Source organism: Streptomyces sp. NBC_01551 (assembly GCF_026339935.1).
GTDB lineage: Bacteria > Actinomycetota > Actinomycetes > Streptomycetales > Streptomycetaceae > Streptomyces.
Window position 1 is genome coordinate 5077320 of the sequence record NZ_JAPEPX010000001.1, and the last position, 26399, is coordinate 5103718.

Sequence of the window (26399 nt, forward strand, 5' to 3'; positions counted from 1 at the left end):
CCGGGGCCGCGTCGGGCCCGTACGATGGCGCGGTGCTGGTCAAGTGGATTCGCTGCACGGTGACGGACCGACGCGGGTTCGAGCGCGGGCAGCGCAAATGGGCGGGGTTGCCTGGCGAGCCGGGATTCCGGGGACAGGGCGGCGGCTGGAGCCGAGGGCGACAGGGGGTGGCGCATGTATTCGCGTTCTGGGAGAGCCGTTCCTTCTACGACTCGTTCATGGCTCGCTCGCACGACCGCCTGGCCGCGTCCCAGAACGGCACCTACACCGATCTGCGGGTCACGCTCTTCGACCACCGCTTCGATGTGAAGACGGGCTTCGAGCCGCGCTTCACCGACGCCGACGTGGTCCGCGTCGCGCACACCCGGGTACGGGAGGGGCGCCTGGACCACTTCGCCCACATGCAGGAAAAGGTGTGGAACCCGGCGATGGCGGGATCGCCCGGAATGATCCGCGGCCTCTTCGGGGAGGCCCCGGGCCGGGAGTTCCTCGTCCTGTCGATGTGGCGCGCGGCGGCGGAGCACGGCAAGTACCGGCCGGAGCGGGTCGAGCGGCTCTCGCTGCGCGCCCAGACCGAGGCCGACGTGGAGGCCCTCACGGGCGACGTCGTCGACCTCGAACCCGCCTGGACGGTATGACCGTACGACGGTACGCACCGGGCCGCCCCGACCGGCGTGCCCCGGGTGTTCGCCCTGCCGGCGGCCGCATAGGGTCGTGGAATGGCACGACCACGGCGCATCGTCCTTGTCCGGCACGGGGAATCGGAGGGCAACGTCGATGACACCGTCTACGAACGGGAACCCGATCACGCCCTGCGGCTCACCAGGACCGGGCGCGAGCAGGCCGCGGAGACCGGCGTACGGCTGCGCGAGCTGTTCGGCGACGAGAGCATCAGCGCGTACGTCTCCCCGTACCGCCGGACCCTGCAGACCTTCCGGGAACTGCGCCTGGACCCGGCGCGGGTCCGGATGCGCGAGGAGCCGCGGCTGCGTGAGCAGGACTGGGGCAACTGGCAGGACCGCGACGACGTGCGGCTTCAAAAGGCGTACCGCGACGCGTACGGCCACTTCTTCTACCGGTTCGCGCAGGGGGAGTCGGGGGCGGACGTGTACGACCGGGTCGGGTCGTTCCTGGAGAGCCTCTACCGCAGTTTCGAGGCCCCGGACCATCCACAGAACGTGCTGATGGTGACGCACGGGCTGACGATGCGGCTGTTCTGCATGCGGTGGTTCCACTGGTCGGTGGCCGAGTTCGAGGCCCTCTCCAATCCGGGGAACGGCGAATACCGGGTGCTCCAGCTGGGTCCGGACGGCCGGTACCGGATGGACCGCCCGTTTGAGCGCTGGACCACACCCGAGCCTTATGACCTGGACGGCTAGAGTGACGCGGGATGACCTCTGACTCCTCTTCCGAAAGGCGCTACGCACGCGCCATGGCCAGCCTCCGAGGGCTGGCTCTGGGTGACGCCCTGGGCTCCCAGTACTTCGTCCCCGTGAACTACCCCCTGCTCAAGCGGCGCGAAGTGCCCGCCGGCGCCGACGCGTGGCAGTGGACCGACGACACCGAGATGGCCTGCTCCGTCGTGGCCGTCCTCGCCGAGCACGGGCGCGTCGACCAGGACGCCCTCGCGCTGTCCTTCGCCCACCACCACGACTTCGACCGGGGCTACGGGCCCGCCGTGAACCGGATGCTCCGTCTGGTCCGGGAGGGCGCGGACTGGCGCACGCTGGCCGCCGAGCTCTTCAACGGGCAGGGCTCGTGGGGCAACGGCGCCGCCATGCGGATCGCACCGCTGGGCGCCTGGTACGCGGACGACCCCGAGCAGGCCACCCACCAGGCGGAGATCTCCGCCTACACCACCCACCAGCACCGCGAGGCGGTGTGCGGGGCGATGGCCGTCGCCGCGGCGGCCGCGCTCGCGGCGAATCCGGCGGGCCCGCCGACCGCCGCCGACCTTCTGGACGGCGTCGTCGCCCTGGTGCCGCGCAGCGCGGTGGGCGCGGGGCTGCGGCGGGCGCGGGACATGCTGGACTACGGCGACGCCAACACGGTCGCGGCGGTGCTGGGCTGCGGGCGGCGCACCAGCGCGCACGACACCGTGCCGTTCGCCCTGTGGTCGGCGGCGCGGTCGCTCGACGACTACGAGCGGGCGTTCTGGACCACCGCGCAGGTGGGCGGGGACGTCGACACGACCTGCGCGATCGTGGGCGGGGTGCTGGGCGCGCGCGGGGACGCGGTGCTGCCGGCGGCCTGGCTTGCCCGGACCGAGGCGCTGCCCGCGTGGCTGCCGGAGGCCGCGCGCGGCTAGTGCTGTGACCGGAAAGGTTCACCGGGTCGCGGCGCCCGGCACGGCACCTCGCGGCGTTGTCGGACCGCGCGAGTACGTCCAGTACGAGCCGCGGCCCTCCGCCTTGCGATGTACCGCACCGGACGCCGCGACCCGGCAAACCTTTCCGGTCACAGCACTGGCAGGGCGTCCGGGCCGGGGTCACGCGCCCGGTTCGGTTTGTCACGGTCCTGCCACAGGGGCGCCGCCCGGCTGGCCAAAACCGCATGTCACGGGCCTACTCTGTCCGCTTCGCCGCCTCCAGTGGAACCAGTGGGGCGGCCGACAGGGGAGGGAACCCGATGTCAGAGAACGCCGAGGGGGCTGGCGCCGAACCGAGGAAGCCGGGTCCGGCGACGCCGGGCGCGGAGACAGGGCCGGGCACGGCCGCGACGCCCGCCGCAGGCGCGGCGCCCGCTCCGGCTGACGCCACGCCCGCGGCTCCGGCGTCAGCCGCCGCGCCCGCGCCTGCCGCTTCCGCTGCGCCCGCTCCGGCTGACGCCGCGCCCGCGGCTCCGGCGCCCGGGGCCGCTTCCGCTCCAGGGGCTCCGACCACTGCTGCCGCGCCTGCCGCTTCGGCGTCTGCTGCCGCTCCGGGTGTCGCGGCTCCCGGTTCCGCCACCGCGCCAACTGCTGCGGCTCCCGGTTCTGCCAGCGCGTCGGCTGCTCCTGCGGTCGGGGGCGCGGCCGCCGTTTCCGGTTCGGGCGCGGCGGCCGCTGGTCCTGCCGCGGCGGCCGGAGCCGGGGCTGTTGCTCCTGTGGTCGGAGTTGCTCCGGGGGCGGCCTCCGGTGGTGTGGGTGCTGTTCCCGGGGCAGGGGCAGGGGCAGGGGCAGGGGCAGGGGCCTGGGGCGGGCCGGCTGCGGGGGCCTTTGACGCCTCCGCCCGGCAGCGCGCGCAGGCTTCCGCGCCGGCGGCATGGGCGGTGCGGATCCGCCCCGCCGAGGCTGCGCCGATCCTGACCGCCACGCTCGTCGCCGTCATGGTCTCAGGCCTCGCCGCCGCCCTGCTGCTGGGCGACGGCATGGGCCCCGGCCTGCTGGTCGCCGTACTGCCCGCGATCGCCGCCGCGTACTTCGCCGCCCGCGCGGCAGGCCGTAAAGCCCGCCCCTGGACCACGGCGTGGGCCATCGGGTGCGTGGCCCTCCTCGCCGTACCGGCGCTGCGCGACTCCGCCTGGCCGGCCACGCTGGCGATCCTCTCCGCCGTCTCCCTCGCCTCGCTCGCCCTGCACGGCGTCCGCACCTGGCCCGGCGTGCTGTTCAGCCCGTTCGGCTTCGTCGACGCCGCCGTCACCGGCGTCGGCTGGGCCTGGACCGGCCTGCGCTCCCGTGGAGGCGGGTTCGGACGCGAGCGCTGGCTGCCCGTGGCCAAGGCGGCCGCCGTGGCCGTCGGCCTGCTCGTGGTCTTCGGCACGCTCTTCGCCTCCGCCGACGCCGCGTTCGCCGATCTGCTCGGCGATCTGACGCCCGAGGTCTCCGTCGGCGACGGCCCGGTCCGCACCCTGCTCTTCGTCCTCGGCGCCGTCCTCGCGCTCGCCGGCGCCCGCACCGCCGCGGCCCCGCTGCGCTGGGACCGGATCCAGATCACCCCCGGCAAGGCCCGCTCCCGCGTCGAATGGGCGCTTCCGCTGATCGTCTTGAACCTGCTCTTCGCCGGCTTCAACGCCGTTCAGCTGGCCGTCCTGTTCGGCGGCTACGACAAGGTCCTCAAGAGCACCGGCCTCAGCTACGCCGAATACGCCCAACAGGGTTTCTGGCAGCTGCTCTGGGCCACCCTGCTCACCCTCGCCGTGATCGCGCTCGCCCTGCGCTGGGCGCCGCGCGCCGGCGCCGGCGACCGCCGCTTCGTCCGGGCCGTCCTCGGCACCCTGTGCGTGCTGACCCTGGTCGTGGTCGCCTCCGCGCTGCGCCGGATGGACCTCTACGTGGACGCGTACGGGCTCACCCGGCTGCGGGTGTCGGTGGCCGCGATGGAACTGTGGCTCGGGCTGGTCCTCGTACTGATCATGGCCGCCGGGGTGTTCGGCGCCCGCTGGCTCCCGCGCGCGGTCGCGGGCAGCGCCGCGGCCGCCGTCCTGGCCTTCGGGCTGATGTCCCCGGACGGGATGGTGGCCGAACGGAACGTGACCCGCTTCCAACAGGACGCCAAGATCGACCTGGCCTACTTCCAGTCCCTGTCGGCGGACGCGGCCCCCGCCCTGGACCGGCTGCCCGAGCCGAGGCGCTCCTGCGCCCTGCGAGGGATCAACGACGATCTGGCCAAGGCCGGTGACGTGCCCTGGTACGCCATGAGCCTCGGCGAGTACCGGGCCCGGAAGATCCTGCGCGAGCGGCCGGTGAAGGCCTCGTACGAGGAGTGCTCGCGCCTCGGCACGTTCAGCGACCGAGTCGAGCCGTAGGCGGCGCCCCTGCGAGGGCCCGGGCGCGGGGTGCTTCCCCGTGCCCGGGCCCTCTCGTACGTCGGGCAGGGCTCAGGCCGCCGGACCGGGCTTCGCGGCGGCCCCGTTGAGGGCGTCCAGGTCGCTCGCGCGCACCCGGACCACCAGCAGCGCGGTCGCCAGGGCGAGGCCCGCCATGGCGACGGCGGCGACGAACGCGGTGGAGATGCCCTGGGTGAGTACGTAGTCGCCCCAGGGGTCGGGCAGCCGCCCGGTCTCCTTGAACGCGGCCAGCTGCCCGGTGTCGGCGTGGGCCATGAAGGCGGGCGCCTGCTTCTCGGTCTCGTCGCGCGCAGCCGTGCCGAAGACGGTGACCAGGATGGACAGCCCGAGCGAACCCCCGACCTGCTGGCTGGCGTTGAGCAGCCCCGAGGCCGCGCCCGCCTCGTGCGGCGCGACGCCCGAGACGGCGGTCAGGGTGAGGGTGACGAAGTTGAGGCCCATGCCGAAGCCGAACAGCAGCATCGGGCCGAGCACCCCGGACAGGTACGTACTGCCGGTGCCGATGAAGGTCAGCCAGGTCAGTCCGGCCCCGGTGAGGGCGGATCCGGTGACCATGAACGGCTTGGGCCCGAAGCGCGGAAGGAAGCGCTGCGAGAGCCCGACGGCGGTGACGATCGCGAGGGTCACGGGCAGGAAGCCGAGTCCGGAGCGGATCGGTGAGAAGCCCAGTACGTTCTGCACGAACTGGACGATGAAGAAGAACATGCCGAACATCGCGGCGGCGAGCCCCAGCATGATCAGGTACGCGCCGGCGCGATTGCGGTCGGCGAACATCCGCAGCGGGATGATCGGCTCGCGGGCCCTGGACTCGACGGCGACGAACAGGCCGAGCAGGACGAGCGCGGCGGCGAAGGAGCCGATGGTGAGCGGGTCCCGCCAGCCGTCCTCGGAGGCGCGGATGAACCCGTAGACGAGCGAGGCCATGCCGCCGGTGGAGGTGAACGCTCCGGCGATGTCGAAGCGGCCGGGGTGGCGCTCGGACTCGCGGACGCAGAGCGGGGCGAGGACCGTGATCAGGACGCCGATCGGCACGTTGACGAAGAGGACCCAGCGCCAGTCGAGCCACTCGGTCAGCATGCCGCCGGTCAGCAGGCCGATCGCGCCGCCGCCCGCGGAGACGCCGGCGAACACCCCGAAGGCCCGGTTCCGTTCGGGCCCTTCGGCGAAGGTGGTGGTGATCAGGGCCAGCGAGGTCGGCGAGGCGATGGCGCCGCCGACGCCCTGGAGCGCGCGGGCGGCGAGCAGCTGCCAGGGCTCCTGGGCGAATCCGCCGAGCAGCGAGGCCAGGGTGAACAGCAGGATTCCGGCCGTGAAGACGCGGCGCCGGCCGAGGATGTCGCCGGCCCGGCCGCCGAGCAGCAGCAGGCCGCCGAAGGTCAGGGTGTACGCGCTCAGCACCCAGGACAGGCCGGTGGTGGAGAAGGCGAGGGCCGTCTGGATGTGCGGGAGGGCGATGTTCACGATCGTCGCGTCGAGGACGACCATGAGCTGGCAGGCGGCGATGACGAGAAGGGCCATTCCGCTACGCCCGTCCCGCCGGGCCGTGTCAGGTATCGGGGATGTGGCGAGTCGCGAGCTTGTCACTTGTGGATCCCCCCAAAGTGAAATAGTGAACGCATCCGTTCACTGCCGTCCAACGTAGGAGCCGCGCTTAGTGAACGCAAGCGTTCACTAAGGCTGGAAATACGTGCGGGGGACGCACGTGCGGGTCGGAGGTGTGGGTCATGGTGGATCCGGGTTGGCCGATGGCGTCACCGGGGCGCAGGCGGGGCGCCGAACTCGAACGAGCGATTCTCGACGCTGCTTTGGAGCAGCTCGGCACGGTCGGCTGGAACGCGCTCACCATGGAAGGTGTCGCGGCCGGCGCCCACACGGGCAAGGCGGCGCTCTACCGGCGCTGGGCGTCGAAGTCCGACCTCGTGGCCGAGGTGTTGCGCACCCGGCTGCCCGCGATCGGCGAGATCCCCGATTCCGGATCGATCCGCGACGAGCTCCACGAGCTGTGCGTGCGGATGCGGGGCGCCATGGACACGCGGGCTGGCCAGGCCCTGCGCGCGGTGCTTCACGAATGCGACCACGCCGACGCGGACCGGTTCCGGGAGGTCATCCGGGACGGTCTGCACGAGCCCGCGCGCCGACTGATCGAGGAGCTCATCGAGCGCGGAATCAGGCGGGGTGATGTCCGGCCGGATGCGGACAGCCCGCTGGTTTCCGACGTCATTCCGGCGATGCTCATGTATCGCGCCAAGGTGTGCGGCAGCGAATGGCCGGACACCGAGATCGCGGAACTGATCGACCAGGTGATGGTGCCGCTGCTGAGGCCCGGAGGCCGGGCCTGACGCGGACCCGGACCCGGGGTGCCCATCCGCTTGCGGGCTTGCCCCGGGCCGGGGTGTGCAGGCGGCGCGCGGCGGCGTAACCTTGCTGGCGCCATGCCGTACGAAGCACCCACCCACACCGTCGAACGCTCCCTCCGTGCAACCACTGGCGCCAAGATCATCGCCGGGGTCGACGAAGTCGGGCGAGGGGCCTGGGCCGGTCCCGTCACCGTGTGCGCGGCGATCACCGGTCTACGCCGGCCGCCCGCAGGGCTGACCGACTCCAAACTGCTCACACCCAAGCGCCGTGACGCGCTCCTCGACGTCCTGGAAGCCTGGGTCACCGCGCACGCCCTGGGGCACGCCTCCCCGGAGGAGATCGACGAGCTGGGCATGACCGCCGCCCTGCGCCTCGCGGCGGTACGCGCCCTGGAGGCGCTGCCGGTGCGGCCCGACGCGGTGATCCTCGACGGCAAACACGACTACCTCGGCGCGCCCTGGCAGGTGCGCACGGTGATCAAGGGCGACCAGTCCTGCGTCGCCGTCGCCGCCGCCTCGGTGATCGCCAAGGTCCGGCGCGACCGGATGATGGCGGAGATCGGTGAACAGGGCGGCGGAATCGAGGGTTTCGCCTTCGCCGCCAACGCCGGATACCCCTCGCCCGTGCACCGGGCCGCGCTGGAGCAGCTGGGACCCACCCCGTACCACCGGCTCTCGTGGTCGTACCTCGACGCGCTGCCGCAGTGGCGGCACCTCAAGAAGGTGCGGCGCAGCGAGGAAGCGATGGAGCTGGAAAACGGAGGCCAACTCGGCTTCGATTTCTGATCGCACCCACGTGCCCCCCACCGGTACGTTTCGTACCGGTGTTTGATAGACATCAACTCATGCCTCTCACCCCCGAGGAGCCTCAGATTCACGAGAGTGCCCAGGGTCCCCGCGTCACCCCGGCCGCGAGCCGCACCGCGCAGACCCCCCGTCCCGTACCTGGTCCGCGTCCCGCCGCCGTGCCCCGGCCCGGACGCCCCGGTCCCTCCCCCCGGCCCGCCCCGCCCGCGCAGCGTGCGCCGCAGGCCACCCCCGGACCCGTTCCCGCAGCTCCCGCTGCCCCCACCGCTCCGTCCGTCTCGGCGTCGGTGCCGCAGGTCCAGCTGATCCCGGCCTCCGTCGAGGGTGCGCTGGACGCGGCAGAGGAGGCCGTGGACCTGCTGCTCGAAACCGGGCGCGCGCCCGGCGACATCCTGGTTCTGACCACCGGCGACCCGCACCCGTGGGCCGCGCACGAGCTGTCCTTCGGCGAGGAGTCCTACTGGGCTCAGCACGACGCCCGGGACGACGTCTTCTACGCGGACGCGGCGCAGATCCAGCGCGCCGCCGGCCGTCCCGTCGTGGTGTTCGCCGCCAACGGCGGATCGCCCGAGGCCGCCGCCGGCGCGCTGCCGGTCGCGCTCGCGCGGGCCGGTGCGCTCCTGATCGTGTGCGGCGACGCGCAGCAGATCAACTCCGTGCTGGGCGCGGGCGTCTGACGCCCCGTGTCCCGGCGCGGGCGAGGGGCGGGGCGGGCCGGGAGCCGGCCCCGCTGAAGTCCGAGGCCTGACCCGCCGTACGCCCGGTTCCGGGTGTGCGGCTGATCGGCCTGCCCGCTCTACGGAGCCCGTACGCCCGTGTCCCTACGCCCGCCTGCGCCCGTACGCCCGTCCGCGTACGCACGCGCGGCCGGGAACACCGTCGCGGCCCGGGGCCGTACGGGGATCCGCGCGCGGGATGCCGAGGCCCGCAGCGGCGCGGCGGTACGCAGGTCAGCGGGCGGCGGTCCGGCGCAGGGCCTCGGTCGCGCCGCCGCCGGTGCGCAGGGTCATCGGCGCGAACTCGGACGTGATCTCATCGAGGCGCTCGGGCCGCGAGTCCGAGCTGGGCCGCCGGCCGCCCCGGCCCTCGCCGAGCACCTGCCAGCCCTCGCGGGTCAGCGTGATGTACGCGCCGCAGCGCAGCCCGTGCAGGGTGCAGGCATCGCGGAGCCCCCACATCCAGGCCCCGTCCTCCTCGGTCCACCGGTCGTCGCCGTCGCGGCAGTACATCAGCACCGCCGTCCGCACCGGGGTCCGGCGCCGCAGGTCGTGCGGGATCACCCGGCGCAGCCGCGACAGCAGCGCGTTGCGGTACTCCCAGCCGTCGGCGGAGGCGGAGCGCTGCACGAAGGAGGCGCTCGCCACCAGCTCTTCCCCCGGGCCGAGGACGGCGATGACCGCGGTCGACGGCACGGGGCTGTGCCGGGAGTGCAGACCGCTGACGACCTCGCGCGGATTGCGCAGCAGGGGCACCCCGGCCGCGGTCCACTCGGCGGGTTCCAGTAGGCGGCCGTGGCGGCTGGCGCCGCCGGTGGCCGTGGTCAGGGACGTGGTCGAGGGCGGGGCGAATCCGAAGGTCACGGTCCTCCCTTCGGGTTCACGCCCGCGAAACGGGCACGGCTGGGCAGAGGGCGCGCCGCGGCGCGGCCCTGGAGGGTGCCGTCGAGCCGAACGGGAGCGCTCCAATTCTCGCGTGGCCCGTGAGGATGCGGCAACGAGCAATTGGCGCAGCCGACCGGAATTCGCCGGTATGCCGTTCATATCCTTGCCCCGTTTGGCCGCCGATGACGCATCGGGCTCCGGCCGGAGCGCGAGTACCAGGGGAAACACCGCTTCGAGCCTGCCCGCCGAAGCGGTCGTAGGGACCGGAGGGCGGCCGCCGACGGGTAATTCGACACCGGCTCGCGCGACGTCGACCGGAATCGGACCGTGCGCGAGAGTGTCCTCACGCTGGGTGAGTTCGCCCTTTGTCAGTGCCATCGGGTTGCATGGGGGCATGGACAACCTGGAGCTCCGCGCTGAAGCCGACGCCATCCTCGCCGAGCTCGTCGGCGCCCCGGAGGGCACGGCGCGGCTGCGGGAGGACCAGTGGCAGGCGGTCGCGGCCCTCGTGGAAGAGCGGCGCCGGGCGCTGGTCGTGCAGCGCACCGGCTGGGGCAAGTCGGCGGTGTACTTCGTCGCCACCGCCCTGCTGCGCCGCCGCGGTTCCGGCCCCACCGTGATCATCTCCCCGCTGCTGGCCCTGATGCGCAACCAGGTCGAGGCGGCGGCGCGCGCCGGGATCCAGGCGCGCACGATCAACTCCGCCAACCCGGAGGAGTGGGACACCATCTACGAGGAGGTCGAGCGCGGCGAGACCGACGTCCTCCTGGTCAGCCCGGAGCGCCTCAATTCCGTGGACTTCCGCGAGCAGGTGCTTCCCAAGCTCGCGGCCACGACCGGCCTGCTCGTGGTCGACGAGGCGCACTGCATCTCCGACTGGGGTCACGACTTCCGCCCCGACTACCGACGGCTGCGGGCGATGCTCGCCGAGCTCGCCCCCGGCGTGCCGGTGCTGGCCACCACCGCGACCGCCAACGCGCGGGTCACGGCCGATGTCGCCGAGCAGCTGGGCACCGGTGCGGGGGAGGCCCTGGTGCTGCGCGGCCCGCTGGAGCGGGAGAGCCTGCGGCTGGGCGTGATCCGGCTGCCGGACGCCGCGCACCGGCTGGCCTGGCTCGCCGAGCACCTCGACGAGCTCCAGGGCTCCGGGATCATCTACACCCTGACCGTCGCCGCGGCCGAGGAGGCCACGGCCTTCCTGCGCCAGCGCGGCTTCAACGTGGCCTCGTACACGGGGCGCACGGAGAACGCCGACCGGCTGCAGGCCGAGATCGACCTCCAGGAGAACCGGGTCAAGGCGCTCGTCGCGACTTCCGCCCTCGGTATGGGCTTCGACAAGCCCGACCTGGGCTTCGTGATCCACCTCGGCTCGCCGTCCTCGCCGATCGCCTACTACCAGCAGGTCGGCCGCGCCGGCCGCGGCGTCGAGCACGCCGACGTGCTGCTGCTGCCGGGCAAGGAGGACGAGGCCATCTGGCGCTACTTCGCCGACACCGCCTTCCCGCCCGAGGCCCAGGTCCGGCAGACCCTCTCGGCCCTCGCCGATGCGGGCCGACCGCTGTCCGTACCGGCCCTGGAGGCGGCGGTGGACCTCCGGCGCACCCGGCTGGAGACCATGCTCAAGGTGCTCGACGTGGACGGGGCCGTCAAGCGGGTCAAGGGCGGCTGGACCTCCACCGGCCAACAGTGGAGCTACGACTCCGAGCGGTACGCCTGGGTCGCCCGGCAGCGGGCCGCCGAACAGCAGGCCATGCGCGACTACGTGAGCACCACCGGGTGCCGGATGGAGTTCCTGCGCCGGCAGCTGGACGACGAGGGCGCGACCCCCTGCGGCCGGTGCGACAACTGCGCGGGCACCTGGGCCGATTCCGCCGTGTCGGCGGAGACGCTGACGGGGGCGGCGAAGGAGCTCGACCGCCCGGGCGTGGAGGTCGAGCCGCGCCGGATGTGGCCGACGGGAATGGCCGCGCTGGGCATCAGCCTCAAGGGGCGGATCCCGGCCGGCGAGCAGTGCTCGACCGGGCGCGCGCTGGGCCGGCTCTCCGACATCGGCTGGGGCAACCGGCTGCGCCCGCTGCTGGCCGACAATGCGCCCGACGCCCCCGTGCCCGACGACGTCCTGCGGGCGGCCGTGGCCGTCCTGGCCGACTGGGCACGCTCTCCGGGCGGCTGGGCGCCGAACGTCCCGGACGCCACGGCCCGGCCGGTGGGAGTCGTCGCCGTACCGTCGCTGACCCGCCCCCAGCTGGTCGGCTCCCTCGCCCAGGGGATCGCGACCATCGGCCGCCTCCCGTTCCTGGGCACCCTGACGTACACCGGGCCGGACGGCGTGCACGTGGCGCGCCGCAGCAACTCCGCCCAACGCCTCAGGACGCTCTCCGGTGCCTTCGCCGTCCCCGCGGACCTGGCCGAGGCCCTGGCCGGCTCACCCGGCCCCGTCCTGCTCGTGGACGACTACACCGACTCCGGCTGGACCCTGGCGGTCGCCGCCCGGCTGCTCCGCCAGGGAGGCGCCGGCCAGGTGCTTCCGCTGGTCCTCGCGGCGGCGGGCTGAGCCTCCCGGAGCCTCGACCCGGGGCGGGCAGGTCAACCGCCGTGTGCCAGTTCCCGTTCGGCGACCTGGCGGAAGCCGTGCGGCGGGCGGCCCGTGATGCGCCGCACGGTGTCGGTGGTGCGGTCCTCGGCGCCGTCGGCGATGGCGCGGTCCATGTCGGCGAGCATGGTGGCGAACTCGGGCGGCATCAGCGGGGCCAGCCGGTCGCGCAGGCCGTCGTGGGTCAGTCGGCGGTGGGCCACCGGGCGGCCGGTCACCTCCGAGAGGATGCGGGCGATGTCGTCGTGGCCGAGCGCCTCGGGCCCGGTCAGGACCAGGTCCGTGTTGGGTGCGCGGTCGTCGGTCAGGGCGTGCGCGGCGACGGCGGCGATGTCGTCGGCGTCGACGAACCCGATCCGGCCGCTCCCGGTCGCGGTCAGGATGACCCCGTCGTCGCGGATGCTGTCGGCGTGGACGTGCGTGCCGGTGAAGTTCTGCATGAACCACGAAGGCCGGAGCACCGCCCAGTGGTCGAACAGGCCGGGCAGCGCCCGGTGCACCGCCCCCACCGCCGGACCCCCTTCGGGGACGGCCGAGGAGCTGAGGAGCACCGCGCGGTGTACGCCGCCGTCGCGAGCCTGCCGGAGGAAGGGCGCCATGACGGCGACCGGGTCCGGATCGCCCACGGGCGGGACGAGGTAGAGGCGGTCGACCCCGGCGAGGGCGTCGCCGAAGGTGGCGGGCTCGTACCAGTCGAAGCGGACCGGTTCCGTACCGGGGAGCGTGGCGGAGGCGCGACGGCTGCCGGCCTTCACTCGGTGGCCCGCAGCGACCAGCCGCGCGGCGGTACGGCTTCCGGTGGTGCCGGTGGCGCCGATGACCAGGGTGGTGCCGGTGACGGTCATCGGACGCCGCTCCCGGCGAAGTCCAGGCCGGGCTCGTAGACCGCGAGGGGGTTCCAGTAGTCGCGGTAGGAGGTGAAGCGTCCGTCCTGGACGGTCACGACGGCGATGTACGTCATGTCGAAGGGGTCGCCCGTCTCGACCACCCGGCCCACGCCGCGCATCTCGACCACGATGGTGGCGGGGTCGGCGGTCCGGTGGATGCGCAGGGCGGGGAAGTCGTGCAGTTCGACGTGGTCCGGGTAGTCGCGCATGTACGCGGCGATGGCCGCCTTGCCCTCCAGGCGCCCGGGCCAGCCAGGGGGAGCGAAGGGGAACTCCATGAGACCGTGCTCGGCCCACAGGTCGACCCAGGCGGGAATGTCCTTGTCGAGCAGGAGGCGCAGGCTGTGGCGGTACAGGTCCTCGGGTGAGGTGTCGGGCGAGGTGTCTTGAGGCATGGGTGTCTCCGTCCTGTACGATACGGACCAGCGGTCCGCTTCGATTGAAGATACGGACCGCCGGTCCGGATTGCAACTGGAGGAACCGCATGACCGAGCGCAAGCCACGCAAGGACGCGGCCCGCAACAGGGAGGCCGTCCTCGCCGCCGCGGACACGCTCTTCGCCGAGTGCCGCAGCCCCGAGGAGGTGACGATGGCCGACGTCGCGACAGCGGCCGGCGTCGGCAAGGGGACGCTCTTTCGGGCCTTCGGCGATCGCGCCGGCCTGATCCGCGCGTTGTACGAGGCGCGCCTCGAACCGGTCCGGGGCGCCGTCGAAGCGGGGCCGCCGCCGCTGGGGCCCGACACCCCGCCGCTGCGGCGGGTGCCCGCGCTGCTGGATGCCGTCCTGTGCTTCAAGCTCGACCACCGCCACCTCGCGCTGGCCCTGGAGGGAACCGGGGCGGACAGCCCCTACCGGGCGGACCATTACGAGCGATGGCACAGCCTGCTCCGGGGCTTGCTGGAGCAGATTCCGGGCCTGGCCGACAGCGGTTTCACCGCCCACGCGCTGCTCGCCGCCACCCGGGCCGACCTGGTCGAGTACCTGGCGGGAGACAAGGGCGTGCCCCGCGAGGAGATGCGAGCGCAACTGGCGGGCTTCACCGCCGCGATCCTCGGCCGCAGCACGTGAAGTGCACGTGAAGGGCACGTGGGGCGCTCGTGAGGCGTGGCGGGACGCGCGTCAGGCGGTGTGTCCGGTGTGTTCGGCGTGTTCGGCATGTTCGGCGCACAGGCACCCGACGCCCCGCTCGATCCACTCCTGGCCGGCCCATTGCGGATGCCGCTCGATCAGCAGGGCGCGCACCTCGGCGACGATCTCGGGCTCGCCCATCGCGGAGTCGCGCCGCCGCCAGGTCTCGTCGCGCAACTCGCGCAGGTAGTCGCGGACGTCGCTGAGCAGCCCCGGGCCGCCGACGTCGCCGTGACCCGGTACGACCACTCGGGGACCGCCGGCGGCCAGCCGGTCCATCACCGCCATCCACCGCAGGCCGGAGACGTCCGTGTCGTGCGGCGGGAACCAGGGGAAGATGGCGAACTGCCCGGTCTCGACCAGGTCTCCGGCGAACAGCACGCCGGCGTCCGGGACCTCCACCACCTGGTCCCCCTTCGTGTGGCCCCGGCCGGTGGGCCGCAGCCGTACGGTCCGGCCGCCGAGGTCCAGGTCGTACGCGCCGTCGTAGACCACGTCCGGGGTGGGCACCCGAGCGCCGTCGAGGCGGCCGGCGACCGCCCCGCCCAGGCCCCGGAACATCTCCAGGTACCCGGGCCCCTTCGTCTTCAGGTCGTCCGCCTGGGCGCGGTTGACCAGGTACGTGGCCTCGCCGGCGAACGCCTGGGCGCCGAAGGCGTGCTCGGGGTGGAAGTGCGTCGTGGTCAGGTACATGCGGCGGCCGTTGGCCGCCTCGGACGCGAACGCGAGGACCTGCTCGGCGTTGGCGGTGCCGATGCCCGTCTCGACGACCAGCACGGCTCGCGTGCCGCCGATGATGCCGATGTTGGGTACGAGACCGACGTGTTGGTTGGGGATCACGAGCAGGTCGGCGGCGATGTCGTGGGCGCCGGAGACCCGTACGGCGGGGTCGGGGATCTGTCCGTTGGTCATGGTCCGATTGCACCGTCCGGGCCCCGCGGCCGTCCAAGACCGATCTGGTGGCGCTGATACCGCACGGGTATCGTCACCGGTCATGGAGCTGCGCACGCTGCGCTATTTCGTGGCCGTCGCCGAAGAACTCCACTTCGGCCGGGCCGCCGCCCGGCTGCACATGAGCCAGCCGCCGCTGAGCCGCGCGATCAAGCGGCTGGAGGCCGGCCTCGGAGCCGTTCTGCTGCTCCGCTCCGCCGCGGGCGTCGCGCTCACCCCGGCCGGGACGGCGCTGTTGGAGGAGGCGCGTACGCTCCTCGACCAGGCCGACCGGGTCCGCGTACGGGTGCTCGCGGCGGCCGGCGCGGCGACCCTCACCGTCGGCATTCTGGGCGACAGCACGGACCCGGGCGCCATGCGGTTGGCCGCCACCCACCGCCGCCTGCACCCGGGCGTCGAAGTCCGCGTCCGCGAGACCGGCCTCACCGATCCGACCTGCGGGCTGCGGGCCGGACTGGTCGACATCGCCCTGACCCGCGCGCCGTTCGACGAGAGCGGCCTGACGGTGCGCGAGCTGCGCGCCGATCCGGTGGGCGCGGTGCTGCGCGCCGACGATCCGCTGGCCCGCCGCGACCGCCTGGAGCTGGCCGACCTGGCCGGGCGGCGCTGGTTCCAGTTCCCGGAAGGCACCGACCCGCTCTGGCAGTCGTACTGGAACGGTGGCGAAGACCGCGAGGGTCCCGTGGTGCGTGCCGTCCAGGAGTGCCTGCAGGCCGTGCTCTGGAACGGCACGGTCGGCATGACCCCGCTCGGGCGCCACCCGCTCGGGCATCACCGGCTCGGACACCACCTGCCCGGGGAGCAGCTGGCCGTGGTACCGCTGACCGACATGCCGCCGAGTCGCGTCGTGGTGGCGTGGAACGAGGGCGACGCGAACCCCCTGCTCCGCTCGTTCGCCGGGATCGCGGCGGCCGCGTACCGCGGGTGAGCGAGGCCCGGCCACGGGTCGGGGGTCGGGCTGGTGGCGGGGGCGCACTGCCCCTTCGCCTACGGTCCTACGGTCTGGACCGCTGCGCACGGGCCGGCAGGAGTGGGCGGCCGAGGCGGACGGGTACGCCCGGGGAGTAGAGCACGCTGACGGGCGGGGCGGTCGGCGGGCTCAGCCCCGCCGACGTGAGGAGGTTCTCCTCGCAGCTGATCAGCTCGGCCCGGTGAAGCGGCCAGCGCGGGTGGTCGTTGGGCAGGTAGGCGGGCCCGCCGGGGAACGCGTTGTGCATGCCCCAGCGGGCGGTGAGGAAGTACTCCAACTCCGTCGGCTCGGCTATGCGTTCACCCGGACTCAGGGAGATGCGGCTGTGCGCGCCGCGCGGTCCGGGCCAGCGCCGGGAGCTCGCGTACGTGATGGTGGCCCCCGCGGTGCGCACACTCATCCGGGACCACAGGTACGGCAGCCGGAAGCCCAGGCGGCCGAACACCACCGGGAGCAGCCGGGCGGCGTCCATCGACCGGAAGACGACGCCGCGGCGCCCCTGTTCGTCCACCGAGTACAGGCGGACGTTGGTCTCGGGGAACGAACCGAGGTAAGGCACGCCGGGCAGCCGGAACCAGCCGACCTTGTGCATGCGGAAGGCGACGAGACCGACGTAGGTGGCACCGTCATGCGTGTCCGGGACGGTGCCGCGCGGCAGGAGCCCCGCCACGGCGCCCGGCTCCACGGCCCAGTGGATGAAGGCGAGGTCGAGCCACTGCTGCGTGAGGAGCGGCTCGCGTATCGGCTCGGGGGCGTCGGGAGTGACCGGCGTCGGCATCGGCATCGGCTTCCGGATTTCGTTCATGCCCTCATGCAACCCGATGACTCTGACACCGCGTCAAGGTCGCACGGAACCTGTGGATATTGAAACTTGGATGAGTTATCCACAGGGGTTTCCGGAACGGATCACGCACGGGACCGTCGACGCATGACGAACAACCACGAATCACGCACCCCGTCCGGCCAGGCCTCCATCAGCCCCGCCGGATCCGCCGCCGGACCGCAGATCACCCTGCGCAGCCCGGCCGAACTCGCCGACGCGCTGCCCTACATGCTCGGCTTCCATCCGACCGATTCCCTCGTCATGGTCGCCGTACACGGCGAGGGCGGGCGCTTCGGCGGCCGGCTCCGGGTCGGCATCCCGACGGCGCCCGCCGAATGGGAGGACACCGCCCGCCAGGTCGCCGACACCCTGGTCCGGGGGAGCGAACGGCGCGGCGGCAAGCCCGACGGCATCGTCGTCTTCCTCTGCCAGGACCCGCGGCGCGGTGAGAGTGCGCAGCGGGTGATGACCCGGCTGCGGCCGCTCGCCCAGCGGGTCAGGCTGGCCTGTGGCGCGCTGGACGTGCCCGTGCTGGAGGCCCTGTGCCTCTCCGACGGCCGCTACTGGTCCTACGTCTGCCCGGACGAGCACTGCTGCCCAGCCGAGGGGCATCCGCTCGTCGAGCCCGGCACCTCGGTGATGGCGGCCGCGGCCACCTTCGCCGGACTCCAGGTCAGGGGTTCCCTGAGCGAGATCGAAGGCCGGCTGACACCGCTGGGCGGGGCGCTGGCCCGCGAACAGGAGCCGGCCCTGGACCGGGCGGCCGCCGCCCTCGTCCCGAAGATCCTCGACGGGGCCACCCGGGAGGAGGTCGGCGCCGAGACCATCTCCCTCGCCCGGACCCTGATGCGGCGCCTGACCCTCGCCCCGCCCCCGGAAGGCGGACCCGGCGCCGATGAATGGGACGACGCGCTGCTCGGCCACGACGAGGCCGCGTCGATGATCCTCGGCCTTCAGGACCGCGAGATCCGGGACATCGCCGCCGAGTGGATGGAGAACGAGGAAGCCGCCCCCGCGCTGCGGCTCTGGCGGGCCCTGGCCCGGCGCTGCGTCGGGGCCTACGCAGAGCACGCTGCGGCCCCGCTGACCCTCGCCGGCTGGGTCTGCTGGTCCACCGGGGACGAGCCCACCGCCCGCATCGCCCTCGCACTGGCCCTGCGGGCCGACGCCGACTACCGCTTCGCCCAGCTGCTCCACCACGCCTGCAACGAGGGCATCGACCCCGAAGGGCTGCGGCAGTGCCTGCGGGAGGAGCGTCGGCGCCGGGAACCCCGGCGCAAGCGCCCGGCGGGCGCCACCCGCCCGCCGGGGCGACGGGCCCGCTCGGCCGGCCCGGTGCGCCCGGCCGGCACGGTCCGGCCCGAGAACCGTCGCACCTCGGGGAGCGAGCAGTGAGCCGGGGCCTGGGGAGTCGTGCGCACCGGCTCCGGACCGCCGTGAGCGCGGCCGTTCGGCGCTGGCATCACCCCCGACGCGCCCAGCCGCCGCCGCGGCCCGTGACCCGGGCGGGGTCGGGGGCGTTCAGCTGGGGGGTGGTGGGGGACCGGCCGCGCCGCCGCCCCGCGAAACCGACCGGAGCGCAGACAAGGCGACCTATGTCTCACCCCGTACCTCCCGCCCGCAGGCCCGAGCTGCCGCCCGTGCACGGCGCGGTCATCTGCGTCGCCGCGCCCAGCCTGGTCATCTCGCCCGAACACGGCCAGCTGACCGGGCGGGGGATCGAAGGGATCTACCGCGCCGGGCGCAGGCTGCTCTCCCGCTGCGTGCTGCGCGTCGGCGGCCGGGACCCGGTCGCCGTCCAGGGGCGCAGCCTCGGCGCCGACCGGGCGGCCTTCACCGCCACCGTCCGCACGGGGGCCGAGGTGGGTCCCGACCCGGACATCGGCGTGGAGCGCGTCCGGCACGCGGACGGCACCGAGCGGATCACCCTGCGCAGTTTCGCGGCCCGCCCGGTACGTCTGCCCGTGGAGGTCACGCTCGGCACCGACCTCGCCCAGCTGGCGTCGGTGGCCGCCGGGCGGGGCGGGCCCGAGCTGCCCGCCGCGGTGCATGCCGCCGGGCTGCGCTGGAGCAGCGGGGAGGCACAGGCCGTCACCGCGGCCGACCCGGCCCCCGACGACGCGCTGGCCTCGGCGGGACTGCTGCGCTGGCAGCTGGAGCTGGGCCCCGGCGAGTCCCGCACCATCGAGCTGCGGACCACGCAGAACCGGGTCACGCGCGCCCCTGCCGGGCAGGCGATCAACCCGCTGGCCGACGCCCGGGCCGAGGGCGACGACCCCAGGGCCGAACTCTGGCTCCGCACCAGCGTCGAGGACCTGCGCGCGCTGCTGCTGCGGGATCCCGATGAGCCGGGTGACGCCTTCCTGGCCGCCGGGGTGCCCTGGCGGCTCGGGCTGGCCCCGGCCGAGTCCCTGTGGGCCGCCAGAATGGCACTGCCGCTCGGCACCGGGCTCGCCGCCGCCACCCTGCGCACCCTGGCCCGGACCCAGTCCGCCGGGCCGGGCCCCGAGGGCGGGAAGATCCCGGGGCCGCTGCGCGGGGCGGGCCCGCAGCTGCCGCCGGGGTGCACCGGGACGGAGGCCACCCTCGCCTTCCCGGCCGTACTCGCCGAAGCCCGGCGCTGGGGGCTGCCCGAGGCGGAAGTGGCCCGGCTGCTCCCGGCCGCGGAGCGGTGCCTGGACTGGCTGCGCGGCGCCCTGGGGGAGGACGGCTTCCTGGCCGACCCAGACCCGGGACCGCGGCGCTGCGAGACCCAGGCCCACGCCCACCGTGCCGCGCTGCTCGGCGCCGACCTGCTAGCCGGGTGCGGCCGCCCCGGCGCCGACGCCTGGCGGGAATGGGCCGCCGCGCTGCGGGAGAGGTTCCGTGACCGGTTCTGGATCGACGGCCCGGACGGCGGGCGCCCCGCCGCCGCCCTGCATCCCGACGGGCGGCCGCTGCCCCGGCTGACCGGAGCCGCCGCGCACCTGCTGGACACCGGGCTCCTGGGCGGCGGTCGGCTCGCCCCGGGCCTCCTGGATTCGGTCCGGGCCGAACAGCTCGCCCGGCTGCTCGGGGCCCCGGCCATGGACTCGGGCTGGGGGCTGCGGAGCATGGCCTCCCGCGAGCCCGGACACAACCCCTTCGGCCACCGCTCGGGCGCCGTGCGGGCGTACGAGAGCGCCGTCGCGGTCGCGGGCCTCGCTCAGGCGGGCTTCGAGAAGGAGGCCGCCGGCCTGCTCCGGGGCTTGCTGGACGCGGCCGAGACCTTCGGATACCGGCTCCCGGAGATGTACGCGGCCGAGCAGCGCACCGCCGGCAGCGCGCCCCTGCCGCATCCGGCGGCCTGCCGTCCGGCCGCGGTCGCCGCGGCCGCCGGGGTCCACGCGCTCACCGCCCTCGCGGGAATCCGCCCCGACGCCCCGGCGGGCACGGTCACGCTGGCCCCGCTCCCCGGTGCCCCCCTCGGCGCCTTCCGGCTCTCGGGCCTGCGGGTATCCGGAGAACCCTTCGCCGTGCGGATCAGCAGGCTCGGCCTCGGCATGGTGGAGGAGGCGGCCGATGCGCTCCAACTGGGCGGCCGGTGAAAGCCCTTCGCGGTGGTCCACGCTCCTCGGTCGCGTACGGAGGACACCCGCCGGATTTCGGATCGCCGTCTTCGGGATCACCAAAGCTCTGTTTATCGTCAGGCAGACGACTATGATCGCGGCATGTCGCCCTACGACCCGTCGGCCTTTCCGCCCTTCGCCGTCACCGTCGACCTGGTCGTGCTCACCGTGCGGCGCCACGCGCTCTGCGCGCTGGTCGTCCGACGGGGTGAGCAGCCGTTCCAGGGGCGCTGGGCGCTGCCCGGCGGTTTCGTCCGCGGTGACGAGGACCTGGCCGCGGCCGCGGCCCGCGAGCTCTCCGAGGAAACCGGGCTGTGCGCCCACGACCCGGCCGACCCCGGCCTGGGCAACGGAGCGCACCTGGAACAGCTCGCCACCTACGGCGACCCGAAGCGGGACCCCCGGATGCGGGTGGTCAGCGTGGCGCACCTGGTGCTCGCCCCCGACCTGCCCGCGCCCCGGGCCGGCGGGGACGCGAACAGCGCGCGCTGGGCCCCCGTCGACGAGCTCCTGCCGGTCGGCGACCAGGCGTCCGAGGGGCTTGCCTTCGACCACGCCACGATCCTCGCCGACGGGGTGGAGCGGGCCCGCTCGAAGATCGAGTACTCCTCCCTGGCCACCGCCTTCTGCCCGCCCGAGTTCACCGTCGGCGAGCTGCGCCGGGTGTACGAGGCCGTGTGGGGCGTGGCCCTGGACCCGCGCAACTTCCACCGCAAGGTCACCGGGACCCCCGGGTTCCTGGTCCCGGCCGGGGGGACGACGACCCGTCAGGGCGGGCGTCCGGCGCAGTTGTTCCGGGCGGGCGGGGCCACCCTGCTCAACCCGCCGATGCTGCGTCCGGAAGTCTGACGCCCCGGCAGCCGAGGGAACGCCGCCGTCACCGCCTCGGAGCGGCTACGCAGAAAATCGGACATATCGCGTTATCTTGTTTGCGGTATTTACCCTGCCGCAGAGCGGTCTCACCCCCCGCGAGAGAAGCGATGCTCCAGGCCATCGGACTCACCAGCACACCCCGTCGAGAACTCCCGCCCCTCGTGGACGACCTCACCTTCGAGGCCCGCCCCGGGTGCGTGACCGCCCTGCTCGGCGAGCCGGGCTCGGGCAAGACCACCGCCCTGCGGCTCATGCTCGAACTCGAACCGGGCCGCGGCGTCACCTACTTCCGCGGTCGCCCCCTGCACCGGATCCCACACCCCGGCCGTGAGGTCGGCGTCCTGCTCGGCGACGTCCCCGGCAACCCGTCGCGGACCGTACGCAACCAGCTGCGGATGCTCTGCGCCGCCGCCGGGGTGCCGGCCTCCCGGGCCGACACCATGCTGGAGGTCGTCGGCATCGCCGGCCTGCGCGACCAGCGCCTGGGCTCCCTCTCCCTCGGCATGGAACGCCGGGTGGGGCTGGCCGCGGCGCTGCTCGCCGATCCCTGCACCCTGCTCCTCGACGAGCCCGCCGCCGGGCTCTCACCCCGCGAAGGCGCCTGGCTGCACGCGCTGCTGCGCGCTCACGCCTCCCTCGGCGGCGCGGTGCTCTTCACCACCGCCGACGCGAAGGAGGCCGCCCGCAGCGCCGACCGGGTCGTATCCATCGAGTCGGGCCGGCTCGTCGCCGACCAGGACGCCGCCGAGTTCGCCCGCACCCGGTTGCGCCCGCGCGTCGCCGTGCGCACCCCGCACGCGGCGCGACTGGCCGACGTACTGGGACGCGAGGCCCGCGCCGCCAAGCGCGCGGTGGAGATCGTCGAGGAGAGCGGCAGCCGCCTGTCGGTGTACGGCAGCAACTGCGCCGAGGTCGGCGAGGCCGCCTTCCGCAACGGCGTGCTGGTCCACCAGCTCGCCGACGAGACCGGCGACGCCGGGGCGCCGGCCGCGCCGGTGCCGCAGGCCCGCACCGAGGCGGGAGCCGCCACCGCACCTGCCACCGCGCCCGCCACCACGCCCGACGCGACGCCCCGCGAGACCCCGGCGGGCCGGCCCCGGCGGGCCCTCTCCGAGCGGCCCGCCTCCACCGTGCGCAAGGTCGGCGGCCCGCTGCGTCCGCTGCGCTACGAACTGTGCCGGGTCTTCGGCACCGCCACCCCCGTCCTGACGGCGGCCCTGGTCGTCGCCGCCTCCGCCCTCACGGCCCTGGTGCTCACCCGGACCGGTCAGACGTCGCAGAACCGGCTGCTCGCCGCCTGGCCCGAGTTGCTGCCGCTGCCGCCCGCCGCCCTCGGCGCCGGACTGCTGGGCGCCCTGGCCTTCGGTGAGGAGTACCGCTACCCCGCGCTCGCCGCCGACCGCGGCACCGTTGCGCGCCGGATGGGACTGCTCGCCGCCAAGCTCGGGGTCGCCGCCGTCCTCGCCCTGCTGCTCGGCACGCTCGCGGTGGCCGCGGACGCCGCCGTCCTGAGGCTCGTCTTCGGCAGCGGCCCGCTCAGCTCCCCGGCCGAGCGGATCTCCCCGGCCGCGAGTTGGGCCGGGCTTCTCATCGGCTGCGCCTGGGCCGGGGTCCTCGCCTCCGGTGTCTTCCGGTCGGCGGCGGCGGGCCTGGCGGCCGTGCTCGCCGTACCGGTGATGGTGGTTCCGCTGGTGCGCAAGGTGCTGGACGGGCCGTCCTCGTACCCGGCCACCGGACTCGCGGCCCGGCTGCGGGGCCTGGCCTGGGCGCAATGGCCCCCAGAGGCGGACCGGCTGGTCCACGGGGCCCTCCGGGTGATGGCCCAACCCGTGGGAACCGCTCTGGTGTTGTCGCTGATGGTCCTGTTGTGCGCCTATGGGTTCACAGGACTGCGCGGCCGCGTCCGCTGGTAAGGGACCGTTGGTGATCGTTCCGGCACCGGAGAAGGTGGCAACGGGACCGTTGAAGTCCGCATCACACGACCCGGATCGCAACTCCCCGCAAAAGGCCCGGTTCTTTACGATAAGTCGTCAATTGCGTAGGTGGCACCGATCACCCTTTCGTGTGCTTTTCACCAAAGACCTCAAGGGTGATGGAGGCGAGGCCGACAAAGGATGCGTGAGTACCCTTGCGCACACCATGATGACCACCGCCCGCCATGCCGAATCCGGCCTCGCCGGCCCGGGCGAACTCGACCGCTACCCCTACGCGGACACCCCCGGGGCCGAACGCGTCGGAGCGCCCCACTGGGACGGAGGCGACGTCGAGTTGAGCCGGGTCGGGCGCCGCGCGGCAGGCAGCCGCGGCCGCGGACTCCACGGCCAACTCGTCCAGCAGCTCGGCCAGATGATCGTTTCCGGCGACCTCGGCGCGGACCGTCCGCTGGTCCCCGAGGAGATCGGGCAGCGCTTCGAGGTTTCCCGTACGGTCGTCCGCGAATCGCTTCGGGTCCTGGAGGCCAAGGGCCTCGTCAGCGCCCGGCCCAACGTCGGCACCCGGGTCCGCCCGGTCGCCGACTGGAACCTGCTCGACCCCGACATCATCGAGTGGCGGGCCTTCGGCCCGCAGCGCGACGACCAGCGCCGCGAGCTCAACGAGCTCCGCTGGACCATCGAGCCGCTCGCCGCCCGGCTCGCCGCCGGACACGGCCGCCCGGACATCCAGCAGCGGCTCGCCGACATGGTCGAGATCATGGGCCACGCCCTCGGCCAGGGCGACTCGATCACCTTCGCGCGCGCGGACAACGAGTTCCACGCGCTGCTCATCCAGGTCGCCGGGAACCGCATGCTGGAGCACCTCTCCGGCATCGTCTCCTCGGCCCTCCAGGTCTCGGGCAGCCCCATCACCGCATGTGACCGCCCCAGCGAGACCTGCGTCGCGCACCACGCGCGGATGGTCGAGGCCCTCGCCGCGGGTGACGCCACGGGCGCCGAGAACGCCATGCGTCAGCTGCTGACGGTGCACCCGGAGGTCGAGCGCGTGGTCCCCGCCCCGCGCGAGCACTGACGGGCGAAACGCGCGGGCGCATGGGGTGGCACCAGCTGTCGCCGGGTCCCGGACACCCCCCGGACCGAGTCCGGTGGGGCACCACCCGGCGGTGGCCCGGGGCGCGGGCCCGGCGACACGAGCGTGCGGCACCGGCAGCCCCTGCCGACACGCGGGAACACGGGGCCAAAGGGCCGTTCGGATCGCGTGGTGGACCGTAGGACCGGCATGGCGGCACACGAGATGTGACTCGGGCCACGAAGATTGGGCGTAACGCTCCGCGACGTCACGCGATGACTTAGGTGGTGATGGCCGACGGAGGGAATACAGCAGCCCTTGGGGGTGCTGTGCAGCTCCCCGGCCCCTGCCCGCGCCCCCGGCCCATCCCCAGTCGGTGGTCGTCGGCTCCGGTCCAGCACCAGGCCGGGGTCGGAAGCCGTTTCCATCGTTCCGAGAGGTTGTTCGTGTCGGCCAGCACATCCCGTACGCTCCCGCCGGAGATCGCCGATTCCGAGTCTGTGATGGCGCTCATCGAGCGGGGCAAGGCCGAGGGGCAGATCGCCGGCGATGACGTGCGTCGGGCCTTCGAGGCTGACCAGATTCCTGCGACCCAGTGGAAGAATGTTCTGCGCAGCCTCAACCAGATCCTCGAGGAAGAGGGTGTGACGCTGATGGTCAGTGCCGCGGAGTCGCCCAAGCGCACCCCCCGCAAGAGCGTCGCAGCGAAGAGCCCGGCGAAGCGGACGGCCACGAAGACCGTGGCGGCGAAGACGGCGGCGGCAGCGCCGGCCTCGGCCACCTCGGTCCCGGAGGCCGACCCGGCCGAACCGGACACGGCGGCCGCCTCGGCGGAGGAGCCCGGAACCGAAGCGCCCGCCAAGAAGACGGCGGCGAAGAAGACGGCGGCAAAGAAGACCGCCGCGAAGAAGACCACCGCCAAGAAGACGGCGGCGAAGAAGACCGCGTCCAAGAAGGACGCCGACGAGGCGGGCGACGAAGAGTCCGCCGAGGACCTGCCCGCCGCGGCCAAGGCCGAGGGCGAAGAGGAAGAGGACGGCGCCGAGAGCAAGGGCTTCGTCATCTCGGACGACGAGGACGACGCCCCCGCCCAGCAGGTCGCCGTCGCCGGTGCCACCGCCGACCCGGTCAAGGACTACCTCAAGCAGATCGGCAAGGTCCCGCTCCTCAACGCCGAGCAGGAGGTCGAGCTCGCCAAGCGCATCGAGGCGGGCCTGTTCGCCGAGGACAAGCTGGCGAACTCCGACAAGCTGGCGCCCAAGCTCAAGCGCGAGCTGGAGATCATCGCCGAGGACGGCCGGCGCGCCAAGAACCACCTGCTGGAGGCCAACCTCCGCCTCGTGGTCTCGCTGGCCAAGCGCTACACCGGTCGCGGCATGCTCTTCCTGGACCTGATCCAGGAGGGCAACCTGGGCCTGATCCGCGCGGTCGAGAAGTTCGACTACACCAAGGGCTACAAGTTCTCCACGTACGCGACCTGGTGGATCCGGCAGGCGATCACGCGCGCCATGGCCGACCAGGCCCGCACCATCCGCATCCCCGTGCACATGGTCGAGGTCATCAACAAGCTCGCCCGCGTGCAGCGCCAGATGCTCCAGGACCTGGGCCGCGAGCCCACCCCGGAGGAGCTGGCCAAGGAACTCGACATGACCCCCGAGAAGGTCATCGAGGTCCAGAAGTACGGCCGCGAGCCGATCTCCCTGCACACCCCGCTCGGCGAGGACGGCGACAGCGAGTTCGGCGACCTCATCGAGGACTCCGAGGCGGTCGTCCCGGCCGACGCGGTCTCCTTCACGCTGCTCCAGGAGCAGCTGCACTCGGTCCTCGACACCCTCAGCGAGCGCGAGGCCGGCGTGGTCTCGATGCGCTTCGGCCTCACCGACGGCCAGCCCAAGACGCTCGACGAGATCGGCAAGGTCTACGGCGTCACCCGTGAGCGCATCCGGCAGATCGAGTCCAAGACCATGTCGAAGCTGCGACACCCGTCGCGCTCGCAGGTGCTGCGCGACTACCTCGACTGAGGTTCGGCCGAGGACGACCCGAGGGCTTCG

Annotated in this window: 22 protein-coding genes; 16 read left to right on the plus strand and 6 right to left on the minus strand. The window is 73.7% G+C overall.

The features are described 5' to 3' along the window. The first annotated feature begins 32 nt into the window (after window positions 1-32). The 4 genes from OG982_RS23045 to OG982_RS23060 all read left to right on the plus strand — a co-directional run bounded on the left by OG982_RS23045 (window position 33) and on the right by OG982_RS23060 (window position 4725). Window positions 33-638 carry a YdbC family protein gene (locus OG982_RS23045; protein ID WP_266783812.1) on the plus strand — a complete coding sequence of 202 codons (606 nt, stop codon included), beginning with the start codon at window positions 33-35 and terminating at the stop codon, window positions 636-638. Between the two features lie 81 nt (window positions 639-719). Continuing rightward, window positions 720-1379 carry a histidine phosphatase family protein gene (locus tag OG982_RS23050; RefSeq protein WP_266783811.1) on the plus strand — a complete coding sequence of 220 codons (660 nt, stop codon included), beginning with the start codon at window positions 720-722 and terminating at the stop codon, window positions 1377-1379. A gap of 11 nt (window positions 1380-1390) precedes the next feature. Beyond that, window positions 1391-2308: an ADP-ribosylglycohydrolase family protein gene (locus OG982_RS23055; protein WP_266783809.1), complete on the plus strand. Its 918-nt coding sequence runs from the start codon at window positions 1391-1393 to the stop codon at window positions 2306-2308. 941 nt (window positions 2309-3249) lie between these two features. After that, window positions 3250-4725: a DUF4173 domain-containing protein gene (locus tag OG982_RS23060; protein ID WP_323139272.1), complete on the plus strand. Its 1476-nt coding sequence runs from the start codon at window positions 3250-3252 to the stop codon at window positions 4723-4725. A 72-nt stretch (window positions 4726-4797) separates the two neighbouring features. Here OG982_RS23060 and OG982_RS23065 read toward each other — a convergent pair whose 3' ends face one another. After that, on the minus strand, window positions 4798-6285 hold the full coding sequence (locus tag OG982_RS23065; RefSeq protein WP_266949190.1) for an MFS transporter: 1488 nt from the start codon (window positions 6283-6285) through the stop codon (window positions 4798-4800). 206 nt (window positions 6286-6491) lie between these two features. On the opposite strand from OG982_RS23065, the gene OG982_RS23070 reads away from it, so the two are divergent. From OG982_RS23070 to OG982_RS23080, 3 genes are all read left to right on the plus strand, one after another. Next, window positions 6492-7106, plus strand: coding sequence for a TetR/AcrR family transcriptional regulator (locus tag OG982_RS23070; RefSeq protein WP_266949191.1), 615 nt, complete (start codon window positions 6492-6494; stop codon window positions 7104-7106). Window positions 7107-7199: 93 nt separating this feature from the next. Next, window positions 7200-7910 carry a ribonuclease HII gene (locus OG982_RS23075; protein WP_266783801.1) on the plus strand — a complete coding sequence of 237 codons (711 nt, stop codon included), beginning with the start codon at window positions 7200-7202 and terminating at the stop codon, window positions 7908-7910. 59 nt (window positions 7911-7969) lie between these two features. Continuing rightward, complete coding sequence (locus tag OG982_RS23080; RefSeq protein WP_266949192.1) at window positions 7970-8608, plus strand: hypothetical protein; 639 nt, start codon at window positions 7970-7972, stop codon at window positions 8606-8608. A 273-nt stretch (window positions 8609-8881) separates the two neighbouring features. Here OG982_RS23080 and OG982_RS23085 read toward each other — a convergent pair whose 3' ends face one another. Further along, a complete protein-coding gene (locus OG982_RS23085) occupies window positions 8882-9511 on the minus strand; it encodes a hypothetical protein (protein ID WP_266783798.1) in 630 nt (209 codons plus the stop codon). A gap of 415 nt (window positions 9512-9926) precedes the next feature. Between OG982_RS23085 and OG982_RS23090 the strand changes: the two genes are divergently transcribed. Continuing rightward, window positions 9927-12086 carry a RecQ family ATP-dependent DNA helicase gene (locus tag OG982_RS23090; protein ID WP_266783796.1) on the plus strand — a complete coding sequence of 720 codons (2160 nt, stop codon included), beginning with the start codon at window positions 9927-9929 and terminating at the stop codon, window positions 12084-12086. 32 nt (window positions 12087-12118) lie between these two features. On the opposite strand, the gene OG982_RS23095 is transcribed toward OG982_RS23090, so the two are convergent. Next, window positions 12119-12970: an NmrA family NAD(P)-binding protein gene (locus OG982_RS23095; protein WP_266783794.1), complete on the minus strand. Its 852-nt coding sequence runs from the start codon at window positions 12968-12970 to the stop codon at window positions 12119-12121. Further along, window positions 12967-13407, minus strand: a complete 441-nt coding sequence (locus OG982_RS23100) for a nuclear transport factor 2 family protein (RefSeq protein WP_266783792.1) — start codon at window positions 13405-13407, stop codon at window positions 12967-12969. Before OG982_RS23100 ends, OG982_RS23095 begins: the two co-directional genes overlap by 4 nt. A gap of 89 nt (window positions 13408-13496) precedes the next feature. Here OG982_RS23100 and OG982_RS23105 point away from each other — a divergent pair, with 89 nt between their 5' ends. Further along, window positions 13497-14081 carry a TetR/AcrR family transcriptional regulator gene (locus OG982_RS23105; protein WP_266783790.1) on the plus strand — a complete coding sequence of 195 codons (585 nt, stop codon included), beginning with the start codon at window positions 13497-13499 and terminating at the stop codon, window positions 14079-14081. A 51-nt stretch (window positions 14082-14132) separates the two neighbouring features. On the opposite strand, the gene OG982_RS23110 is transcribed toward OG982_RS23105, so the two are convergent. Then, window positions 14133-15053: an MBL fold metallo-hydrolase gene (locus OG982_RS23110; protein ID WP_266783788.1), complete on the minus strand. Its 921-nt coding sequence runs from the start codon at window positions 15051-15053 to the stop codon at window positions 14133-14135. 82 nt (window positions 15054-15135) lie between these two features. Between OG982_RS23110 and OG982_RS23115 the strand changes: the two genes are divergently transcribed. Continuing rightward, window positions 15136-16020: a LysR substrate-binding domain-containing protein gene (locus OG982_RS23115; protein WP_266783786.1), complete on the plus strand. Its 885-nt coding sequence runs from the start codon at window positions 15136-15138 to the stop codon at window positions 16018-16020. A 67-nt stretch (window positions 16021-16087) separates the two neighbouring features. Here the strand turns inward: OG982_RS23115 and OG982_RS23120 are convergent, their stop codons facing one another. Continuing rightward, a complete protein-coding gene (locus OG982_RS23120; protein WP_266791776.1) occupies window positions 16088-16846 on the minus strand; it encodes a YqjF family protein in 759 nt (252 codons plus the stop codon). Between the two features lie 144 nt (window positions 16847-16990). On the opposite strand from OG982_RS23120, the gene OG982_RS23125 reads away from it, so the two are divergent. From OG982_RS23125 to OG982_RS23150, 6 genes are all read left to right on the plus strand, one after another. Then, on the plus strand, window positions 16991-18280 hold the full coding sequence (locus OG982_RS23125; protein ID WP_266949194.1) for a DUF4192 domain-containing protein: 1290 nt from the start codon (window positions 16991-16993) through the stop codon (window positions 18278-18280). A 200-nt stretch (window positions 18281-18480) separates the two neighbouring features. Continuing rightward, the gene (locus OG982_RS23130; RefSeq protein WP_266783782.1) at window positions 18481-20451 is read left to right on the plus strand and encodes a glycogen debranching N-terminal domain-containing protein; all 1971 of its coding nucleotides are present in this window, start codon (window positions 18481-18483) and stop codon (window positions 20449-20451) included. 123 nt (window positions 20452-20574) lie between these two features. Then, entirely contained in the window at window positions 20575-21321 is a 747-nt protein-coding gene (locus OG982_RS23135) for an NUDIX domain-containing protein (protein WP_266783780.1), read from the plus strand. A 131-nt stretch (window positions 21322-21452) separates the two neighbouring features. Beyond that, window positions 21453-23258, plus strand: coding sequence for an ABC transporter ATP-binding protein (locus tag OG982_RS23140; RefSeq protein ID WP_266783778.1), 1806 nt, complete (start codon window positions 21453-21455; stop codon window positions 23256-23258). A gap of 151 nt (window positions 23259-23409) precedes the next feature. Beyond that, window positions 23410-24351: a FadR/GntR family transcriptional regulator gene (locus tag OG982_RS23145; protein WP_323139273.1), complete on the plus strand. Its 942-nt coding sequence runs from the start codon at window positions 23410-23412 to the stop codon at window positions 24349-24351. 437 nt (window positions 24352-24788) lie between these two features. Beyond that, window positions 24789-26369 carry an RNA polymerase sigma factor gene (locus tag OG982_RS23150; RefSeq protein WP_266783774.1) on the plus strand — a complete coding sequence of 527 codons (1581 nt, stop codon included), beginning with the start codon at window positions 24789-24791 and terminating at the stop codon, window positions 26367-26369. Window positions 26370-26399 lie beyond the last annotated feature (30 nt).

Excerpts from the sequence above, each read along its gene's own strand:
- OG982_RS23050 (WP_266783811.1), top strand. The coding sequence starts at position 720 with ATGGCACGACCACGGCGCATCGTCCTTGTCCGGCACGGGGAATCGGAG.
- OG982_RS23055 (WP_266783809.1), top strand. The coding sequence starts at position 1,391 with ATGACCTCTGACTCCTCTTCCGAAAGGCGCTACGCACGCGCCATGGCC.
- OG982_RS23065 (WP_266949190.1), bottom strand. The coding sequence starts at position 6,285 with ATGGCCCTTCTCGTCATCGCCGCCTGCCAGCTCATGGTCGTCCTCGAC.
- OG982_RS23070 (WP_266949191.1), top strand. The coding sequence starts at position 6,492 with ATGGTGGATCCGGGTTGGCCGATGGCGTCACCGGGGCGCAGGCGGGGC.
- OG982_RS23075 (WP_266783801.1), top strand. The coding sequence starts at position 7,200 with ATGCCGTACGAAGCACCCACCCACACCGTCGAACGCTCCCTCCGTGCA.
- OG982_RS23080 (WP_266949192.1), top strand. The coding sequence starts at position 7,970 with ATGCCTCTCACCCCCGAGGAGCCTCAGATTCACGAGAGTGCCCAGGGT.
- OG982_RS23090 (WP_266783796.1), top strand. The coding sequence starts at position 9,927 with ATGGACAACCTGGAGCTCCGCGCTGAAGCCGACGCCATCCTCGCCGAG.
- OG982_RS23095 (WP_266783794.1), bottom strand. The coding sequence starts at position 12,970 with ATGACCGTCACCGGCACCACCCTGGTCATCGGCGCCACCGGCACCACC.
- OG982_RS23100 (WP_266783792.1), bottom strand. The coding sequence starts at position 13,407 with ATGCCTCAAGACACCTCGCCCGACACCTCACCCGAGGACCTGTACCGC.
- OG982_RS23105 (WP_266783790.1), top strand. The coding sequence starts at position 13,497 with ATGACCGAGCGCAAGCCACGCAAGGACGCGGCCCGCAACAGGGAGGCC.
- OG982_RS23110 (WP_266783788.1), bottom strand. The coding sequence starts at position 15,053 with ATGACCAACGGACAGATCCCCGACCCCGCCGTACGGGTCTCCGGCGCC.
- OG982_RS23115 (WP_266783786.1), top strand. The coding sequence starts at position 15,136 with ATGGAGCTGCGCACGCTGCGCTATTTCGTGGCCGTCGCCGAAGAACTC.
- OG982_RS23120 (WP_266791776.1), bottom strand. The coding sequence starts at position 16,846 with ATGCCGATGCCGACGCCGGTCACTCCCGACGCCCCCGAGCCGATACGC.
- OG982_RS23125 (WP_266949194.1), top strand. The coding sequence starts at position 16,991 with ATGACGAACAACCACGAATCACGCACCCCGTCCGGCCAGGCCTCCATC.
- OG982_RS23130 (WP_266783782.1), top strand. The coding sequence starts at position 18,481 with ATGTCTCACCCCGTACCTCCCGCCCGCAGGCCCGAGCTGCCGCCCGTG.
- OG982_RS23135 (WP_266783780.1), top strand. The coding sequence starts at position 20,575 with ATGTCGCCCTACGACCCGTCGGCCTTTCCGCCCTTCGCCGTCACCGTC.
- OG982_RS23140 (WP_266783778.1), top strand. The coding sequence starts at position 21,453 with ATGCTCCAGGCCATCGGACTCACCAGCACACCCCGTCGAGAACTCCCG.